This window comes from Chitinophaga filiformis (assembly GCF_023100805.1).
Classification (GTDB): domain Bacteria; phylum Bacteroidota; class Bacteroidia; order Chitinophagales; family Chitinophagaceae; genus Chitinophaga; species Chitinophaga filiformis_B.
Map to the genome: position 1 here is coordinate 5496107 of NZ_CP095855.1, position 18176 is coordinate 5514282.

Consider the following 18176-nt stretch of genomic DNA (forward strand, 5'->3'; position numbering starts at 1 on the left):
ATCCTGTTTATATCCATTGCCTGAGACCCAAGCTTGCAGTATGCATTAGACGCCATTGCGCAAGTGCATTTGTAATTGCCAATCTATCATCAGATATCACTCTCCGTTCGGATTAACCCTTGAGCTCAGCACATTCTGCAGATATTCCAATATTGCCCTGGCGCCGTCTTTTCCTGCCTGGACAGCATCCACCACTTCTTTGCCGCCATTTACACAATCGCCGCCCGCGAAGACACCGGCAATACTGGTGACGCCAGTATCGGTAGTGGTCACCTTTCCATGATCGTTGTTTAACTGGTGACTATGCACTAATTGTTCAAAGGGCATTTGTCCGGCGGCCTTGATCACCATATCTACGGGCAGTGTGAGCTGCTCATCCGTAATGACCGGCTGACGGCGGCCACCAGCGGCGTCTTCGAGCTTTACCATATTGCAGACGAGGTGTGTCACCTTTCCATCTTCGCCCAATATTTCCGTAGGCGCTGCCAGCCAGATGATCTTACAACCATCTAATAGTGCAAGGTTCATCTCTGCTTCTGTACAAGGCATTTCCTGCCGGGTTCTGCGATATACCAGGGTCACCTCTTTCGCTCCCAGCCGCTTTGCCTGGGTAGCGGCGTCGATGGCCGTCATACCCATACCGATCACCGCCACCTGGTCGCCCACGGGAACGGTTGGAAAACCACTGTTGCGGATATCGTAAATGAAACTGATAGCATCTACCACTCCATCCAGTTGCTCGCCGGGAATATATAACTGACGGGCAAGACCAACGCCGAAAGCAAGATATACCGCATCGTACTGTTGTTGTAACGCTTCGAGCGTGATGTCTTTACCGAAGGTCTTGTTGTATTGAATATCTATTCCACCAATGGAGGTGATATAATCTACTTCTTCCTGGCAGAACTGCGGAGTAACCTTATAAGCCGCGATACCGTAAGTCATGAGGCCACCGCCCTTGCTTTCCTTTTCATAGATGGTCACGTCAACACCTTCTCTCGACAAGGCATGCGCACAACTCAGCCCTGCAGGTCCGGCGCCGATCACAGCTACTTTTTTACCGGTAGATGCTTTTCTTTCAAACAAAGGCCATTTCTCCTGTATTGCCCTTTCTGTAGCATACCGTTGCAGGCGGGCAATAGGGATCGGTTCTTCCTCCATAAGATTGTATACGCAGGCGCCTTCACAGAGTTTTTCTACGGGGCAGACCTTGGCGCAGCCACCGCCCATGATGTTGGAAGAGAATATTGTGTAAGCGGAGCCCTTGAGATTGTCTGTAGTGATCTGCTTAATGAATTTAGGAACATTGATGCTGGTGGGGCAGCTTTTGGTACAGGGCGCATCATAACAGAAGAGGCAGCGGTTTGCTTCTACCAGTGCCGCATCGCGCGTCTCAAAAGGCGGATGAATGTCACTGAAGTGCTGCTGGTATTCCTCAGCAGATAATCGGTTATTACGTACTGCCATATAGTTGATTTTATTGTTTCCCCCGGTTGCCGGATTTCCCGACGCCGGATTTCCGGGTGTCGGATTTCCCGGTTGTCGGATTGCCGGTTGTCGGATTGCCGGTTGTCGGATTGCCGGTTGTCCCCGGGTTTGCAACCCGGGGCTACAAACACCTGGACTCCTGACGGAGTCTGAATGCAGCAGATACAGACGTCCTGCATTCAATTAATTATGATTACTTACAGCTCGGTAAGCTTGCCATAAGTTTCTGGTCGTCTGTCACGGAAGAACTGCCATACACTTCTTACTTCATCTATCATATCGAGATCGAAAGTGGCGATGAGCAGTTCGTCTTTATCTTCCGAGGCGCTGGCAAAGATCTGGCCGCGGGGATCTACGAAATAAGATGATCCGTAGAACTTACCCAGGTTCCAGGGTTTCTCTTCTCCCACCCTGTTGATACATCCCATAAAATATCCATTGGCAGCAGCGTGTGCGGGCTGTTCCAGTTTCCAGAGGTATTGCGACAGACCAGCCACGGTTGCAGAAGGATTATAAACGATCTCTGCTCCGTTCAAACCAAGTACCCTGGCGCCATCGGGGAAGTGACGGTCGTAGCAGATGTAGATCCCGATCTTTGCATACCTGGTTTGAAATACAGGATAGCCAAGGTTGCCGGGCTTGAAGAAGAATTTCTCCCAGAAACCGGAGGTATGCGGAATATGGTTCTTCCGGTATTTACCAAGGTATGTACCATCTGCGTCAATAACAGCGGCGGTGTTGTAAAGTACCCCTGCCTGTTCTTTTTCATAAATGGGCACGATGATCACCATGCTGTACTTTTTCGCATAGGTAGCGATCCTCTCCGTAGTAGGTCCGGGAACGGTTTCAGCGGAGGCGTACCATTTAGTATCCTGCCCGGGACAGAAATAAGGGGTATTGAATATCTCCTGCAGGCAGAGGATCTGTACACCTTTTTCTCCTGCTTCTTCGATGAGCGGGAGATGTTTTTGAAACATGGCCTCTTTGATCTCGTCGATGCTTCCTTCGCCTTCTGTTTTGGGCAAGCTCATTTGAATAAGTCCTGATTTGATAATACGCGACATGAGGATCTATTTTAGGGTAATGAATTGTTCAGATCTTTCCGCTTACCTTATTACGCTTGATGAACTGGCCGTAGCCTTTGGGTACCAGGCATTCGTTGTTGTCGATGGCTACTTTGCCTCTCAGCAACACGGTCTTTACTTTACCGGTCAGCTCCCATCCTTCATAGGCGGAGTAATCTACATGCATATGATGGGTAGCGGCACTGATAGTATGTTTCTGTTTCGGATCAAGGATAATGATATCGGCATCGCTGCCAATAGCAATGGTGCCTTTGCGGGGGAACATCCCGAAGATCTTTGCGGGATTGGTACAGGCCACTTCCACGTATTTGTTGAGGGTGATCCTGTTCTTGTTCACACCTTCGCTGAACAGCAGTTCCATCCTGTTCTCAATGGCAGGATGACCGTTCGGGATCTTTGAGAAATTGTTCTCACCCATCAGTTTTTGTTTCCACATAAAGGGACAATGATCGGTGGCAACAATATTAACGAGCCCCTGGTTGATACCTGCCCATAATGTTTCCTGGTCTTTTAATTCACGCAGAGGCGGGCTCATGACCCATTTGGCGCTTTCAAAGCCCATATCATATTTCGAGGCATCGAGCAGGAGATACTGGATACAGGTTTCTACATAGACCTTCTGATTGCGGCGGGTAGCGTTGCGCACCGCATTCAGGGCGCCTTCACAGGTAAGATGGACAATGTATCCCGGACAGCCGGTATAATTGGCCAGATCTGTAAAACGGGCGGAGGCCTCGGCCTCCGTCACTTCCGGTTGCGAGAGGTAATGGTATAGCGGAGATGTATTCCCATCAGCCAGATTTTTCGCAACGAGATAATCGATAACGTCGCCATTGGTAGCGTGTACCGTCACCATACCACCCTGCTGTTTCACTTCCTGCATCAATGCGGTCATCTGCCGGTCGTCGATCATCAGGGCGCCTTTATAGGCCATGAATGTCTTAAAGGAGGTGATACCTTCCTGTTCCACCATGGTCTTTATTTCGGCTTTCGTACCGGGGTTAAAATCGGTCACCGCCATGTGGAAACTATAGTCGCCGACAGCAGTACCGCGGGCCCTGCTGTTCCATTCGTCCAGCGCTTCGCGCAGGGAATGTCCCTGTTTCTGCAACACAAAATCGATCACAGTGGTGGTGCCGCCAAAGAGGGCCGCCCTGGTGCCTGTTTCGTGCGTATCGCTGGAGAAGGTGCCCATAAATGGCATATCGAGGTGTACATGCGGATCGATGCCTCCCGGCATGACCAGCATGCCAGCGGCATCAATGATCTCTTCGGCATCAGCTATCAGTTCTTTACCGATAGCGGCGACCTGCTCGCCTTCCACCAATATATCCGCCAGGTAGTCGTCCGTGGCGGTAATGATCCTTCCGTTTTTAATCAGCAGTGACATAATTGACTTCGTTGTTTTTTCCGGGGGTGGTAATGATACTATAAGAACGCATGATGAGATAGTAACTGATGCCGGATACAAAGAATCCTACAAACCATGCATAACTGTATAATTGATTGATCCAGCCGGGGACAGCATCCGGGGATATGAATTTAATAGTGGTCAGAAAACCGGGGATGTTGGGTATAATGCCCAGCAGCAGAGCGATCATCGCATAACGGTTGAAGCCATTGGAGAAACTGTAGGTGCCCTGCGGATCATACAATTCATCCACCAACAGTTGCTGCTTACGGATCAGGTAATAATCGGCGATCATAATGCCGCCTACGGGGCCCAATAAGCTCGAATAACCGACCAGCCAGGTGAAGATGTAGCCGGTAGGGTCAGCGACCAGTTTCCAGGGGAAAATGAGGATGCCGATGATACCCGTGATATAACCACCCCTGCGGAAGTTGATCTTCTCAGGCGCCAGGTTCGCAAAGTCATTGGCAGGGCTGATGATGTTCGCAGCGATGTTAGTGGCCAGTGTAGATATCGCTACTGCGATCATGGCGATGCTGACCAGGATCTTGTTATCAAATTTACCGGCCAGTACGACAGGATCCCATATCGTGGTACCGTATACGATATTGGTAGCAGAAGTTACCACTACGCCGATGAAAGAGAATAAGGTCATGGACGGGGGCAGTCCTAAGGCCTGTCCTTTGATCTGTGCCTTCTGGCTGACAGCGTAGCGGGTAAAGTCGGGGATATTGAGTGAGAGCGTGGCCCAGAAGCCCACCATACCCGTGAGCCCGGGAATAAAGAAAGCCCAGAAGGCAGCGCCGGAAGTAAATTTTGAGGGCTGTGTCAAAATTGGACCTAGTCCGCCCTTTACTGAGGTCACCGCCCAATACAGAAGCGCCAGTACCGCCACAGGGAGAAAGATGGCTTTGAAGACCAGCAGTTTCCGGATACTTTCTATCCCTAAATACACAATATACATGTTGAGCAGCCAGAATAACAGGAAGCAGATAGCAGGACCAGTGGCTAGTCCGAAGGAAGCGGGGAATACCGGCGCTAAAGTGGCCAGGCCAGGTATCCACAGCTGCAGCATCTGGTAGAGAGCAAATCCGCCGATCCAGGTCTGGATACCGAACCATCCGCAGGCAACGATAGCACGCAGCATAGCCGGGATATTAGCGCCTTTAGTGCCAAAGCTGGCGCGGGCGAATACCGGGAAGGGAATGCCGTATTTCGCACCGGCATGACCATTCAGGATCATGGGGATCAGTACGACGGTATTACCGGCAAAGATGGTCAGGATAGCCTGCCACCAGTTCATTCCTCCTTCTATCAGTGAACTGGCCAGCATGTAGGTCGGGATGCAAAGGCTCATGCTTATCCAGAGGCTCGCATAGTTCCATGTGTTCCAGGTTCGCCGCGACGCAGGTACGGGGGCGAGGTCCTCGCTGTAAAGCGCGGAACGGGGAATATTTTGGTTGATGTCGTGGTTGCGGGCGTCCATTTATGTTTATGTTGTTTTATGATTTGTTTTTGGGGGTATCACCGTCCCGGTTTTTTTCACCGCCCCGGGGGGATCACCGTCCGGGGGTTGTCACCGTCCCCCGTGTTATCACCGCGGGCAACGAATACGGCGGCGTCTGCAGGACCTATTGACGTTCTGTTATTCCATTGTTGTTCCGGATATCATCATGCTGTTGTTACCATATACACGGTTCAGAGTACATATTCATCTGCAATTGAGAGTGCGTCGCTGATCATTGCCAGTCCTTCGTCAACCTGGGGTTTTGTGATACTTAAAGGTGGTGCAATAAATACATAGTTCCAGCGGACAAAAGCATACATTCCCAATTGTTTCAACCGGGCAGCTACCCTGTTCATGACAGCCATTTCCTCCGGCTTCGCATTGAAAGGCACCATTGGTTCTTTTGTCTCGCGGTTCTTTACCAGCTCTATACATCCCAGCAGGCCGGTGTTCCGGAAATCGCCGATACAGGGATGATGCTGTTTCATGATCTCTACTTCCTGTTCTATGTAAGCCCCCATTGCGGCAGCGTTCTCAATGAGGTGTTCGTCTTCGTAAATATTCAGCACTTCCACACCCGCTGCGCAGGCTACTGGATGTGCGGAATAGGTCAGGCCCAGCCAGAGCGTTTTATCGTCAAAATGGGCCGCTATTTTATCACTTACGATCAAAGCTCCCAGGGGGATGTACCCGGCAGTAATTCCTTTCGCGGTAGCGATCATATCGGGTACCACCCCATGCAGGTCGCAGGCGAACCATCTTCCTGTTCTGCCGAAACCGCTCATGACCTCGTCGGCGATCAGGAGAATGCCGTATTTGTCGCAGAGGGCCCGCACCTTCTGCAGGTAATCCGGCGGATATTTGATACAACCCGAAGAGCCGCTTTCTCCTTCCATCAGGATGGCTGCTACGTTTTCCGGACCTTCAAACTGGATGACCCTTTCTATGTGGCTTACACATTCGCGGCTGCAGGTGGTTATTTCCTTTCCCCAGGGACAGCGATAGCAATAAGGATCTTCCACATGTACAATGTTGGGGACCTGCTGCGCATCGTGGGCCAGCTTACGGGGATCGCCACCGGCAGTCATGGCAGCATAGGAAGCCCCATGGAAGGCCCGGTAGCGGGCGATGATCTTATGCCTGCTGGTATAGAGCCGGGCCAGCTTGATGGCATTCTCTATCGCACTGGCACCACAGACGGTGAATAAGGTCTTTTTCAGGTTGCCGGGGCTGATCTCTGCCAGTTTATGTCCCAGTTTGCCGCGTGCCTCTGTTACACATCCCGGCGTGACATAACTGACTTCCTGCATCTGCTTCACCACAGCGGCGGTGACGCGGGGATGGCCATGGCCGATGTTTACATTGATCAGTCCTGATGAAAAATCAAGGTAACGCTTGTCGTCATAGTCATAGAGATACACGCCGGCAGCGTACTTTACGGCAATGGGGGCAATGCCCTTTTGTTTACTCCATGAGAATAAGGTATAGTCCAGGTTTTCCTGGATAATTTCCTGTGCATGGGAGATAGTCCCTGTTTCTGACATAGCGGTCAATTTGGGTGTACAATGTGCTAACTCATCCAGTTTATTCCCTCTTCGGGATTCCATTTGGTAGTACTCTTCTTTAGCTTGGTCCAGAACTCTATGGAGCTCTTGCCGGTGATATCGCCTACACCGAATTTACTTTCATTCCATCCTCCAAAAGAGAAAGGCTCACGGGGTACGGGCACCCCTACATTAACGCCGATCATTCCGGCGCTGGCCCTTTCGGCGATGTAACGCGCCATACCTCCGTTCTGTGTGAATACGGAAGCAGCGTTGCCATAAGGATTGGCGTTTTCGATGACCAGTGCTTCATCTACGGTATTGGTGCGCATGATGCTGATGACGGGGCCGAAGATCTCTTCTTTCGCAACGGCCATATCAGCGGTTACATAATCGATGACAGTAGGACCTACATATGTACCGTTTTCCTTGCCGGCTACTTTTGCGCCACGGCCATCGACAAGTATCCTGGCACCCTGGGCTTCGGCTTCGGTGATATATTTTTCTATTCTTTCTTTCGATTCTTTACTGATAACAGCGCCGAGGTTTTGTCCGGGTACGATCTTCTTCACCTCTTCACAGACGAGGTCTACGATATGATCTACCTGCCCTACGCCAATCATGGCCGATGCGGCCATACAACGTTGTCCGGCGCAACCGCTCATAGATGCGGCTACGTTCTGGGCAGTCATACCAGGTTTGGCATCGGGTAATACCACCAGGTGGTTCTTTGCACCTCCAAGCGCAAGACAGCGTTTCAGGTTTTGCGTAGCCCGCTGGTAGACGATCTTCGCCACTTTGGTAGAGCCTACGAATGATACAGCTTCTATATCGGGATGATCGCAGATGGCGTTGACCACTTCACTATCGCCGTTGACGATATTCAGCACGCCGTCGGGCAGTCCGGCTTCTTTTAGCAGTCGTGCGAGCACGCCAAGGCTGAGCGGCACCTTTTCAGATGGTTTTATGATCATGCAATTGCCCAGGGCAATGGCGTTGGGAATCGTCCAGTTAGGCACCATGGCCGGAAAATTGAATGGTACAATAGAGGCGACCACTCCCAATGGTACATGAGCGGTGCGGCATTCCACTCCGGCGCTGACTTCCAGCACCTCCCCTGTGATCAGCTGCGGCAATGAAGTAGCGAATTCGGTCAGTTCAATGCACTTTTCTACTTCGGCGACAGCCTCCGTCATGGTCTTCCCATTCTCTTCGCTAACCAGTGCGGCCAGTTCCTCCAGGTATTGTTCCAGCAGGTATTTATATCTGAAAAAAACCTGTACTCTTTCTTTAATAGGAGTTTTACTCCATTTTGGGAAAGCGGCTTTTGCGGCCTGCACCGCTTCTGCTACATCTGCGGCAGTGGAGCAGGGCATTTCTGTCAATATGCTGCCATCTGAAGGAGAAATAACAGGTAGTGTACGTGGAGATGATACTTCCTTGAAGTGACCGTTAATGAAATTCCTGACCCTTTCGTATTTCATTGCCTTGGGGAGTTTGGGTTATGAATGCATTTTTTATACGATACCCTTAATTTACTGAAAAAAATGTACATTTAGTATGTACTTTCTGACATTTCTGCACATTTCATTTAACTCCTATATTCGAACTGGAAATGGCAAAGACTAAGCTTCCCCTGGATGACCTTGATTTCTCTATCTTAACCTACCTTCAGCAGGATGGCAGGGTTTCATTTACTATCATTGCTGAAAAACTCAATGTTTCTATTGGCACTGTTCGGACGCGGTTTAACCGGCTGATTGAAGAAGGGACGATCAGTATTATCGGCCGCGTGGATCCGGAGAAAGTAGGGTTCCGGTCTTATGCGCATATTGCGGTGTATGTTCGACCCGCGACATTGAAAGAGACTGTAGCGAAGCGGATCGCAGTGCTACCGGAGGTGAGCTTTCTGGCGATGACGTCGGGGGCATATGATCTTGAGGTGAATGTTATGTGCAGGGATAATGATCACCTGCTGGCGTTCGTGGATAAGCTGTCGACATTTGAAGGGGTGTATCAAACGAATACTACGATATATTTCAAGGTGTATAAGTATGCGCAGCCGGATTTGATGTTGCTGAAAGGGTGAGAGATTGTATGCGAATGATCGTCGCGAATAGTTAGTGGACGGTGCTTTTTGAGTATCGCGCGGTTTGAGATGGGACTGCGGGCTGTATCCCTTTGAGGGCACTATCTATTGAACTTTTTCAAGCGTATGAGCTTGGGGATTGCTATTGAACCCCTGTCAATCGTATCAAGGCTCTACAAGGGATAAGGCCCTTCGTCTCCACCTCAAACCCGCTGCTACTCATTGGGGGATAATTGAGTGGTGGAGTTCCTGCTTTTACTGCCGTCTTTTGATTTTTTTGCTCTCCGATTTTTATGATTCCTTTATCAGGTATTAACACACTTGTTGTTCATCCTTCTTGTTATTGCTGCTTATTATTATTGTTCCTGTTTAATATTGACTGCTGTTTATAGTTATTACTCTTTGTTGTTGTTATCGTTTCTGATTGATAACACACTGCTGGTGTTCATCCTTGTTGCTATTTAACTTATTGGTGTTCCTGTTTGTGAGGACTTGAAGAGACGTCTTGAGTGGAGAAGTTAATGCTGATATTCAGGGCCTCCAGAACGTCGGAAATGTGGTTGGCAAGGGTGATCTGGGGTTTTGCATGACCGTTGCTGGCGAATAAGAGGCCGACGATATTGTTGTGGATGTCGATGATCACGGAGCCGGAATCTCCTTTGTCGGAGAATTGCATATCGGGTTGGAGGGGCTGAATGGCAATCTGACCGGTGAAGGTGCGGTTCACGCCTTCTATGGGAAAGGAGGTAACAGGATAGTTGATATCCACGATCCTGCCTTCTGTGCGTCCGGATACGACTCCTACTTTAAAGACTGTTTGTCCGGCGATAGCGGCGGTCTGTCCCAGGATCACGTTTTGTTCCGGCCTGCCGTTCAGACAAAGTCCATTGATCTCGTTGAGATACTGAGCATCGCCATTGATGCGGGGATAATCAACTACTGCGATCGCAGCATCTACTTTGTTGTTAATAACAGCTCTGACGATCTTACCTACTGCATTAACGTCATCTTTAGGATGGTATGGTAATAACGACAAATTGATATCGGGTACTGCGGGAGCCGGCTGGTATATTCTATCGCCTACTTTTGCATTATTGGCCATCATTACATGCCAGTTGCTTAACAGTACCGGTTTGCCGGTTTCCTTGTCTGTTGCCAGGCAGCCAAGGGTGCCATGGGCTATTTCATTACCGAAGTTCTCCGGGTCCTGTACTACAATACGGTTCGTGATCTGGATGCCTCCGCGTAAGGGACGGTAAATATTTTCATCCAAACAGGCTTTAAAGTCGGGAATGACATTGACATCTGTAGGAATACCGTTGATCTCTGAAGGCAGTACTTCATGCGCTGCCAACTGGTCGTTGTTCTTTTTCTCCTGCACATATATCCGGATACAGAGCGTGTCTGTAATTTGTCCCTTCACTTCTTTTAAGCCAATGCTGACATGGCGTACACCGGGAATTTTGAGCAATAGATCTTCTACCCCGCTTTTCAGCATTTGCTGGATCATTTCGTTTTCCCGTTTCAGTTGTTCTGTCGTTTTCATACTTTATTATTTTGTCTAAAGATCGGTATTCGGTAATTGTGTTGCAAGTGTGTGTGGTGATTGTGTTGTTAAATTGGTATTAAAATCGCTGATGATGACGCGTGGCTGTGTATCATGTGCGGTAAATACCGGACTAGCAACGTCGCTATTGGGGTATAAAACCGGGTGATACATCCGGATGTATAAACAGGTAACATTACCGGTAAAACCGGGACATAAACCGGATAATACGTGCAACTTCAGCGGATGTAATTGTGCATCTTTAACAATCGTTCTTTCGCCTCGTTATAACATATATAACACGGCATCAGTGGTGAAAAGGGAGCAACGTTCATGAAAGTATTTTTTGGGGTCCGTAACTTTTCAGGAGAGGATGGTTTGTTCTATCTGTTCGAAAATATTTGGGGCGTTCTCCCGTCCTCTCTTACAGCAAACTACAAAAATTTTTGCAGAAATCAAACGAGACTAATGCGGGGGAAAATGTCATTTATGCGTAAAACCTAATTGGCATTTCGGAAATCTCCGATATATTTGCTCCTGGAATTCTTTTATCCCCTATTGGGTCAACATATATAAATGTAAACAGAATGAGTAATCTGAGCTTATTTAAGCCTTTCAGCCTCAAGTCGCTGAATATAAAGAACAGGATTGTAATGGCCCCTATGACGAGGTCATTTTCGCCGAACGGCGTTCCGGGAGATAATGTAGCTGCCTATTATCGCCGTCGTGCGGAGGGTGAGGTAGGATTGATCTTATCCGAAGGTACGGTGATCAACCGACCGGCATCTTCTGCAGATCCGAACATCCCCCGTTTTCATGGGGAAAGTTCCCTGAAAGGCTGGCAGCGGGTGATCAACGAGGTACATGAAGCCGGTGGCAGCATGGGACCGCAGATATGGCACCAGGGTGTTGCAGACAATCACTATTCCGGTTGGTTGCCCCTCACTCCTTTTGAGGGCCCTTCGGGCATTAACAGACCTGATAATACGAACGGTGTCGCGATGTCGGAAAAGAATATTGAAGATACCATCAAGGCTTTCGGCGATGCTGCTGCGGATGCAAAAAGACTGGGATTTGACTGCGTTGAGATACATGGTGCACATAACTACCTGCTAGATCAGTTCTTTTCTGAAAAGACGAATCTGCGGACCGACCGTTACGGCGGCAAAACACTGGCAGAACGCACCAGGTTCGCCGTTGAGGTGATCAAAGAAGTACGGAGACGTGTGGGAGATGATTTTGCAGTCATCATCCGTTTGTCACAATGGAAGCCGTATGCCTACGATAGCAAAATGGCTTTAACTCCGCAGGAAATGGAAGCCTGGCTGCAACCACTGGCGGATGCAGGTGTGGATATTTTCCATTGCTCACAACGCCGTTTCTGGGAACCAGAGTTTGAAGGCTCAGACCTGAACTTTGCCGGATGGGCAAAGAAACTTACCGGTAAATCCACTATCACTGTCGGTTCAATAGGATTGAACGGAGAGTTCCTTGCTTCATTCAGAGGCGAGAGCTCACAGCCTAGCTCACTGGATGAACTGATACGTCGGTTTGACCGGGGAGATTTTGACCTCGTGGCTGTTGGAAGACCGATTCTGGCAGATCCTAACTGGGTAAAAAAGATAAAGGAAGGCAGGACCGAAGAGTTGAAAGGATTTTCAAAAGAGGCGTTAGCGGAATTGCTATAACCATATCCGTTGATATAACAAACAAGCGCCCCGGTAGACACCGGGGCGCTGTTATCTAATTAAACCCCCTAACATCAATCCCTCATAAAAATAAAATGCCCTGGCTCATCATAGCCGGAAGCAGTTTTCTTATTACGTTACGCGTAGCTACAAACTCAGGCAACTTATGCAGTGCATGAAGCTGTTTTTTGCCCCTGACGTTTTGTAGGTCATGTACTGAAAATTTGCCGATAGTTGTGGCGAAGTTTATTTCACCCAGAAGATTTAACAAAAGCAGGTTAACCGCATTTTGGAATGCTGCTGATTGCCAGTTAGGCTGAGTTATATCCATATATAACTGAAGATCCAATAATCCCAAACGCTTATTATTATGTCGCGCCGTAAAATAAATATCGTCAGGAAAGAACACCATATCATCATGCGTAAACGTTCCCTTCACTTCCGTTGGATATACCAAATTGATAAAGAGCCAATCGTCCAGGACAGGGGCAACGTTTATTAAAAATGTGACCTCCTCAAACAATCTGAAATCTCCTTCTGCTGATATGATCAATTCTGCATGCAACCCATGCTCAAGGTTCAATACATACCCAAGATCCTTATGATACTTATGCAATTGATTCAACAATTCATCTAACCATGCTTCCTTTTCCTTTTCATTTACCTTATCTAAGTGTAAGTACACCTTCTGGTGGCACATAAACCACATCCAAAATGATTGCGCTGTTTTTATTCTAGGCATTGTTATTATTTTTTTTGTAATCAATATATTTTAAAACTATTCCAGTTCCGGTAGCCGGGCTCTCAAAGGAACACTGCTACAAGGGTTCCTGCGATTCATTCGTCCGTAACAGGCCTTCGGAATTTTAAAGAGAGGCCCGGCAGGAATACCAGGCCTGTTCTATTCCTCATAACTCTACGGATAAAAAATCGCTGTCATTGGAAATACAATCATGTTAATGCATCGACTGTCTCTCCAACGGATTTATTGAGAACGTATCAATCAACTTATTCGCAATAGCTTTCCCTCCCGGGAATGAGCTCTTCATTCCCAGGCCGCTTTATGACCTGTTCAGGCAAAAGAATCCATACTCCCGGGCCGGGCTTTGGCCAGCGACAGGAAAAGCGCTCCGCGCCCCGTTCTGAGAACGCAGCTGTAATTATTTGCGCAGCTTTTTAAGTATGCATTGCCGTTTGTTGCTGGTTATTCCTGGTATACTATCGTTTAGTGTACACCGATGGATAGCGTTATATCGCAGACTATCTGCGGAGCTATTCCGGAACTTAGCTGTAGGTAAGAATTATTTATTGCGTGGGGACTGATATCGGTATATGTAGGAGGCTTGTTGTGATCTTTAGTGCGTATTTTGCTTTCGGCCGGGGATAAAATTGTAGTGAGACCTGGTATGTGAGAAAGCCTGGATGGCCGATGGGTATTGAGGTGTACGTGATTCAGTCGCAGGTAATTGCTCGCCTGCATAGCGTATGAATCACTCAGAGGGTAAATGTAATTTGCTTGTTGTTTCATTTGCTAATGCAGGTTTGGTGAGTTGTAAATTGGACTGTCCTTGCTGGTTCTTTAGACGTAGTAGTAGTAGCGGTAGTAGTCCTAGGTTTGATAGATTTTTCATTTGTTTGGGTTTTAAATTTTGGTTTTAAATATTTTCGTTGGGTTATTGGTGTTGCAAAGTTAAGTGATTGATTGATTCAGAGATGATTATTTTGATATTTTTTTTCTAAACCATGCGGATACTTTATTTCAAATCTTCATATTACAGATTAACAGAATTTATCTCTTACGAACATTCGCCCTTTAAATGAGCCGCATTATTCGTTTTCATTGAAACCACAGAATATACTCTCCTTATATAAATATTCCACTTTTATCTGTTAATATTACACCCTAATCATCTACATCATGTTTCAATCAGCAGCAGTTTTCTGTGGTTCCAAACCAGGAAGTGATCCTCTCTTTTCACAACACGCAGCAGCATTGGGCGCATTACTTGCACAGCATAAGATCACGCTCGTTTATGGTGGCGGTAATACCGGCCTTATGGGGACTGTCGCTAATGCGGCATTGGAAAATGAGGGCAATGTAATTGGTGTGATGCCTAAATCGCTCGTGGAAAGAGAGTTCAAACATGACAGACTAACACAGCTCCATATTGTGGAAGACATGCATACCAGGAAAAAGATGATGTACAGTCTTTGCGATGCAGCGATCATACTTCCGGGAGGTTATGGTACACTCGATGAAGTGATTGAAATGATGGCATGGAACAGCCTGAGTATCCATGATAAAAAAGTCATCCTGCTTAATTCAGCGGGGTTCTATGATCCATTCGTACAGCAGATCTCAATAATGAAGGAAAAAGGATTCCTGTACGGCGATCCCGCACATGCTTTTACCGTGGTTGATACTCCGGAGGCTATCTTTAATGGCTGGTTATCCTAATAGTGATCCGACCATCCTGAGAAGATAAAGCTTGTTATTATTTTTTTGTTTGTTTAAAACTATCATCGTAATATTGCGATATGGGAGCTAGTAAAACAGACCTTTTCACCAAACAGCAAAATGAACTCGCCAGTATGGCGAAAGCACTTGCACATCCTGCACGTATTGCCATTCTGCAGTACCTGGTGAAGACCAATGCCTGTGTATGCGGTGACCTGGTGGAAGAATTAGGGCTTGCCCAGGCAACTACATCCCAGCATCTGAAAGAATTAAAAAACGCGGGGATCATCCAGGGAACTATTGAAGGCGCCAGTGTTTGCTATTGTATCAATCCGGCAGTCTGGAAACAGTATAAACAATTGTTCAACAGTTTCTTTGGGGAGGTAAGCCTCGATAATAAGTGCTGTTGATTTTTTTTGCCTTTATTCATCGTAATATTACAATAATACTTTAAACTCCATTTTATGTCAAACGATCAGCAAATCAAAGACATGGTGAAAGAGAAATACAGTGAGATCGCTTTACAGGATAAGGCCGGCAACCAGGCTTCCTGCTGCGGTTCCAGCTGCTGCTCCACTGAAGTATACAACATCATGAGTGATGATTATAGTACATTGGAAGGCTATAACGCAGATGCGGACCTCGGTCTCGGATGCGGCCTGCCGACCCAGTTTGCACAGATCAAAAAAGGCGATACCGTGATAGACCTTGGCAGTGGTGCAGGGAATGATTGTTTTATAGCCAGGCATGAAACAGGTGAAACAGGGAAAGTGATCGGGATAGATTTTACACCGGCCATGATAGAAAGAGCACGCACTAATGCGGAAGTACGCGGGTTTAATAATGTCGAATTCAGACAGGGAGATATTGAGATGATGCCTGTTTCCGCTAATGTGGCCGATGTAGTGGTGAGCAATTGTGTGCTGAACCTCGTTCCTAACAAAGATGCCGTGATGAAAGAAATTTACCGGGTATTAAAGCCCGGAGGTCATTTCAGTATTTCCGATATTGTGCTGGAAGGAAACCTGCCACCGGCTATACAACAAGCCGCTGAGATGTATGCAGGTTGTGTGTCAGGTGCTATACAAAAACAGGTGTACCTGGATCTGATCCATAACAATGGCTTTACCAAGGTTACCGTGCAGAAAGAAAAAGCCATTATCGTACCGGATGATATCCTGTCAGGTTACCTGTCAGCCGATGAGATCAAAGCGTTTAAAAACAGCGGAACAGGCATATACAGCATCACCGTATATGCAGAGAAACCAGCGGCTACCAGCTGCTGCGGACCTGACTGCTGCTCAAAATAAAAAATTGCTTATGCAGATCATTTCCATGCAACCTGCACACTGGGAGCAGGTAAAAACTATCTATGAAAGTGGCATTGCAAGTGGTAATGCCACTTTCCAGACAAGCGCTCCTTCCTGGGAGGAATGGGACCAATCCCATACACAACACTGCCGGCTGGTAGCTGTTGAAAATGACACCTTGCTGGGATGGGCTGCGCTCACGCCCGTATCCGGCCGCTGTGTATACGCCGGTGTGGCGGAGGTCAGCGTATATGTCGGAGAAGCTGCCAGAGGCAAAGGCATCGGCAGTAAACTGCTGCAGGCACTGATCAGGGAAAGTGAAGCGCATGGCTTCTGGACTTTACAGGCCGGCATATTCCCTGAAAATGTTGCCAGCATCAGGCTGCACGAACAAAATGGTTTCAGGCAGGTAGGCTATCGTGAGAAGATAGGCCAGATGAACGGCATCTGGAGAAATACCATACTGATGGAAAGAAGAAGCACCGTTACCGGTGTTTAATAAAAACTGGTAAATATGTCTGCGAATAACTGTACACCTGCACATAACAGAAAACAACTGAGTTTCCTGGACAGGTATCTGACACTATGGATCTTTATAGCGATGGCCATTGGTGTGGCTACGGGCTATTTTCTGCCTGAATTTCCCTCTTACATCAATGAGATGTCCAGTGGAACAACCAATATCCCGCTGGCCGTCGGATTGATACTGATGATGTATCCTCCGCTTGCGAAAGTACGCTATGAACAAATGGGACAGGTGTTCAGACATACAAAGATCCTTGGGGCCTCCCTCCTGCTCAACTGGGTGATCGGCCCGATACTGATGTTCCTGCTGGCTATACTGTTTCTGAACGGATATCCTGAATATATGACAGGCCTGATCCTGATCGGCCTTGCCCGCTGTATTGCCATGGTCATTGTATGGAACGAACTGGCAGAAGGCAGCCGTGAATATGCGGCAGGGCTGGTAGCGCTGAACAGTATCTTCCAGGTAGCGCTTTACAGTGTATATGCCTATGTGTTCATCACCGTGTTGCCGCCCCTGTTTGGGTTAAAAGGGTTGAACATCCATATCAGCATGGGTGATATTGCCCGCAGTGTGATGATCTACCTGGGCATCCCCTTTGCAGCCGGTGTTGTCAGCAGGTACAGCCTGATAAGGCTCAAAGGAGAAGCGTGGTATACACGGAAATTCATCCCCCTGATCTCTCCCATTACGCTCATCGCATTACTGTTCACCATTATTGTGATGTTCAGTCTGAAGGGAGCACTGATCGTACGTATCCCGCTGGATGTAGTGCGCATTGCTATTCCATTGCTGATCTATTTTTCCATCATGTTCCTGCTGAGCTTTTTCATCGGCAAGACATTGGGAGCTGACTATTCAAGGAATACAGCCATTGCCTTTACTGCTACCGGTAACAATTTCGAACTGGCTATTGCAGTAGCGATCGGTGTGTTCGGGATCAATTCCGGACAGGCGTTTGCCGGTGTAATAGGACCACTGGTAGAAGTGCCGGCACTGATCGCCCTTGTAAACCTTGCATTCTGGCTGCGTAAGAAATGGTATGGGCCTGAAGTTCAAAACATAGTTGCTTAACTGATAATAACGATCTAAATACACTCTTCATGAAGAAAATACTCGTGCTCTGTACCGGCAACAGCTGCCGCAGCCAACTGGCCGAAGGATATTTAAGACATTTTGCAGGCGACAAAGCCGTTGTTTACAGTGCAGGTGTGGAAACACACGGCGTAAACCCTAAAGCAGTTGCCGTGATGGCCGAAGACGGGATTGACATTTCCGGTCATACTTCCAATAATGTCAGCGAGTACAGGGATATCAATTTTGACTATGTCATTACCGTATGCGATAATGCAAAAGAACGCTGTCCTGTTTTTCCATCATCCGCAATACAATTTCACGAAAACTTTCCCGACCCTGCAAAAGCAACAGGAACACCGGAGCAGATCATGGATGCATTCCGTAATGTGCGCGAGCAGATCAAGACTTATTCCAGGCAATTTGTAGCAAATAATCTGTAAGGAATAT

At 47.7% G+C, this 18176-nt stretch carries 16 protein-coding genes; 8 read left to right on the forward strand and 8 right to left on the reverse strand.

All coding sequences use genetic code 11. The features are described from left to right. Positions 1–96 precede the first annotated feature (96 nt). The 6 genes from MYF79_RS21255 to MYF79_RS21280 all read right to left on the reverse strand — a co-directional run bounded on the left by MYF79_RS21255 (position 97) and on the right by MYF79_RS21280 (position 8519). Positions 97–1467, reverse strand: coding sequence for an NAD(P)-dependent oxidoreductase (locus MYF79_RS21255; RefSeq protein WP_247809854.1), 1371 nt, complete (start codon positions 1465–1467; stop codon positions 97–99). Between the two features lie 218 nt (positions 1468–1685). Continuing rightward, complete coding sequence (locus MYF79_RS21260) at positions 1686–2552, reverse strand: nitrilase-related carbon-nitrogen hydrolase (RefSeq protein ID WP_247809855.1); 867 nt, start codon at positions 2550–2552, stop codon at positions 1686–1688. A 28-nt stretch (positions 2553–2580) separates the two neighbouring features. Beyond that, a complete protein-coding gene (hydA, locus tag MYF79_RS21265) occupies positions 2581–3963 on the reverse strand; it encodes a dihydropyrimidinase (RefSeq protein WP_247809856.1) in 1383 nt (460 codons plus the stop codon). After that, positions 3947–5470: an NCS1 family nucleobase:cation symporter-1 gene (locus MYF79_RS21270; RefSeq protein WP_247809857.1), complete on the reverse strand. Its 1524-nt coding sequence runs from the start codon at positions 5468–5470 to the stop codon at positions 3947–3949. Before MYF79_RS21270 ends, hydA begins: the two co-directional genes overlap by 17 nt. Positions 5471–5682: 212 nt before the next feature. After that, positions 5683–7035: an aminotransferase class III-fold pyridoxal phosphate-dependent enzyme gene (locus tag MYF79_RS21275; RefSeq protein ID WP_247809858.1), complete on the reverse strand. Its 1353-nt coding sequence runs from the start codon at positions 7033–7035 to the stop codon at positions 5683–5685. 26 nt (positions 7036–7061) lie between these two features. Then, positions 7062–8519, reverse strand: a complete 1458-nt coding sequence (locus MYF79_RS21280) for a CoA-acylating methylmalonate-semialdehyde dehydrogenase (RefSeq protein WP_247809859.1) — start codon at positions 8517–8519, stop codon at positions 7062–7064. Between the two features lie 131 nt (positions 8520–8650). Between MYF79_RS21280 and MYF79_RS21285 the strand changes: the two genes are divergently transcribed. Further along, a complete protein-coding gene (locus tag MYF79_RS21285; RefSeq protein WP_199655176.1) occupies positions 8651–9124 on the forward strand; it encodes an Lrp/AsnC family transcriptional regulator in 474 nt (157 codons plus the stop codon). Positions 9125–9590: 466 nt separating this feature from the next. Here the strand turns inward: MYF79_RS21285 and MYF79_RS21290 are convergent, their stop codons facing one another. Beyond that, positions 9591–10670, reverse strand: a complete 1080-nt coding sequence (locus MYF79_RS21290) for a S1 family peptidase (RefSeq protein WP_247809860.1) — start codon at positions 10668–10670, stop codon at positions 9591–9593. Between the two features lie 587 nt (positions 10671–11257). On the opposite strand from MYF79_RS21290, the gene MYF79_RS21295 reads away from it, so the two are divergent. Next, positions 11258–12358, forward strand: a complete 1101-nt coding sequence (locus MYF79_RS21295) for an NADH:flavin oxidoreductase (RefSeq protein ID WP_247809861.1) — start codon at positions 11258–11260, stop codon at positions 12356–12358. An 82-nt stretch (positions 12359–12440) separates the two neighbouring features. Here the strand turns inward: MYF79_RS21295 and MYF79_RS21300 are convergent, their stop codons facing one another. Continuing rightward, entirely contained in the window at positions 12441–13100 is a 660-nt protein-coding gene (locus MYF79_RS21300; RefSeq protein ID WP_247809862.1) for a hypothetical protein, read from the reverse strand. A gap of 1176 nt (positions 13101–14276) precedes the next feature. Here MYF79_RS21300 and MYF79_RS21305 point away from each other — a divergent pair. From MYF79_RS21305 to MYF79_RS21330, 6 genes are all read left to right on the forward strand, one after another. Further along, the gene (locus MYF79_RS21305) at positions 14277–14816 is read left to right on the forward strand and encodes a TIGR00730 family Rossman fold protein (RefSeq protein ID WP_247809863.1); all 540 of its coding nucleotides are present in this window, start codon (positions 14277–14279) and stop codon (positions 14814–14816) included. An 80-nt stretch (positions 14817–14896) separates the two neighbouring features. Next, a complete protein-coding gene (locus tag MYF79_RS21310; RefSeq protein ID WP_247809864.1) occupies positions 14897–15226 on the forward strand; it encodes an ArsR/SmtB family transcription factor in 330 nt (109 codons plus the stop codon). A gap of 54 nt (positions 15227–15280) precedes the next feature. After that, a complete protein-coding gene (locus MYF79_RS21315; protein ID WP_247809865.1) occupies positions 15281–16126 on the forward strand; it encodes an arsenite methyltransferase in 846 nt (281 codons plus the stop codon). A gap of 10 nt (positions 16127–16136) precedes the next feature. Further along, entirely contained in the window at positions 16137–16625 is a 489-nt protein-coding gene (locus MYF79_RS21320) for a GNAT family N-acetyltransferase (protein WP_247809866.1), read from the forward strand. Positions 16626–16640: 15 nt separating this feature from the next. Then, positions 16641–17726 (forward strand): ACR3 family arsenite efflux transporter, encoded by a 1086-nt coding sequence (gene arsB / locus MYF79_RS21325; RefSeq protein ID WP_247809867.1) that lies wholly within the window; start codon positions 16641–16643, stop codon positions 17724–17726. A 29-nt stretch (positions 17727–17755) separates the two neighbouring features. Further along, entirely contained in the window at positions 17756–18169 is a 414-nt protein-coding gene (locus tag MYF79_RS21330; protein WP_247809868.1) for an arsenate reductase ArsC, read from the forward strand. Positions 18170–18176: the final 7 nt, after the last annotated feature.

Bases quoted from the DNA above. Each gene is read 5' to 3' on its own strand.
- MYF79_RS21305 (WP_247809863.1), top strand. From the start codon at position 14,277: ATGTTTCAATCAGCAGCAGTTTTCTGTGGTTCCAAACCAGGAAGTGAT.
- MYF79_RS21280 (WP_247809859.1), bottom strand. From the start codon at position 8,519: ATGAAATACGAAAGGGTCAGGAATTTCATTAACGGTCACTTCAAGGAA.
- MYF79_RS21330 (WP_247809868.1), top strand. From the start codon at position 17,756: ATGAAGAAAATACTCGTGCTCTGTACCGGCAACAGCTGCCGCAGCCAA.
- MYF79_RS21255 (WP_247809854.1), bottom strand. From the start codon at position 1,467: ATGGCAGTACGTAATAACCGATTATCTGCTGAGGAATACCAGCAGCAC.
- MYF79_RS21295 (WP_247809861.1), top strand. From the start codon at position 11,258: ATGAGTAATCTGAGCTTATTTAAGCCTTTCAGCCTCAAGTCGCTGAAT.
- MYF79_RS21300 (WP_247809862.1), bottom strand. From the start codon at position 13,100: ATGCCTAGAATAAAAACAGCGCAATCATTTTGGATGTGGTTTATGTGC.
- MYF79_RS21260 (WP_247809855.1), bottom strand. From the start codon at position 2,552: ATGTCGCGTATTATCAAATCAGGACTTATTCAAATGAGCTTGCCCAAA.
- MYF79_RS21320 (WP_247809866.1), top strand. From the start codon at position 16,137: ATGCAGATCATTTCCATGCAACCTGCACACTGGGAGCAGGTAAAAACT.
- MYF79_RS21275 (WP_247809858.1), bottom strand. From the start codon at position 7,035: ATGTCAGAAACAGGGACTATCTCCCATGCACAGGAAATTATCCAGGAA.
- MYF79_RS21270 (WP_247809857.1), bottom strand. From the start codon at position 5,470: ATGGACGCCCGCAACCACGACATCAACCAAAATATTCCCCGTTCCGCG.
- MYF79_RS21290 (WP_247809860.1), bottom strand. From the start codon at position 10,670: ATGAAAACGACAGAACAACTGAAACGGGAAAACGAAATGATCCAGCAA.
- arsB (WP_247809867.1), top strand. From the start codon at position 16,641: ATGTCTGCGAATAACTGTACACCTGCACATAACAGAAAACAACTGAGT.
- hydA (WP_247809856.1), bottom strand. From the start codon at position 3,963: ATGTCACTGCTGATTAAAAACGGAAGGATCATTACCGCCACGGACGAC.
- MYF79_RS21285 (WP_199655176.1), top strand. From the start codon at position 8,651: ATGGCAAAGACTAAGCTTCCCCTGGATGACCTTGATTTCTCTATCTTA.
- MYF79_RS21315 (WP_247809865.1), top strand. From the start codon at position 15,281: ATGTCAAACGATCAGCAAATCAAAGACATGGTGAAAGAGAAATACAGT.
- MYF79_RS21310 (WP_247809864.1), top strand. From the start codon at position 14,897: ATGGGAGCTAGTAAAACAGACCTTTTCACCAAACAGCAAAATGAACTC.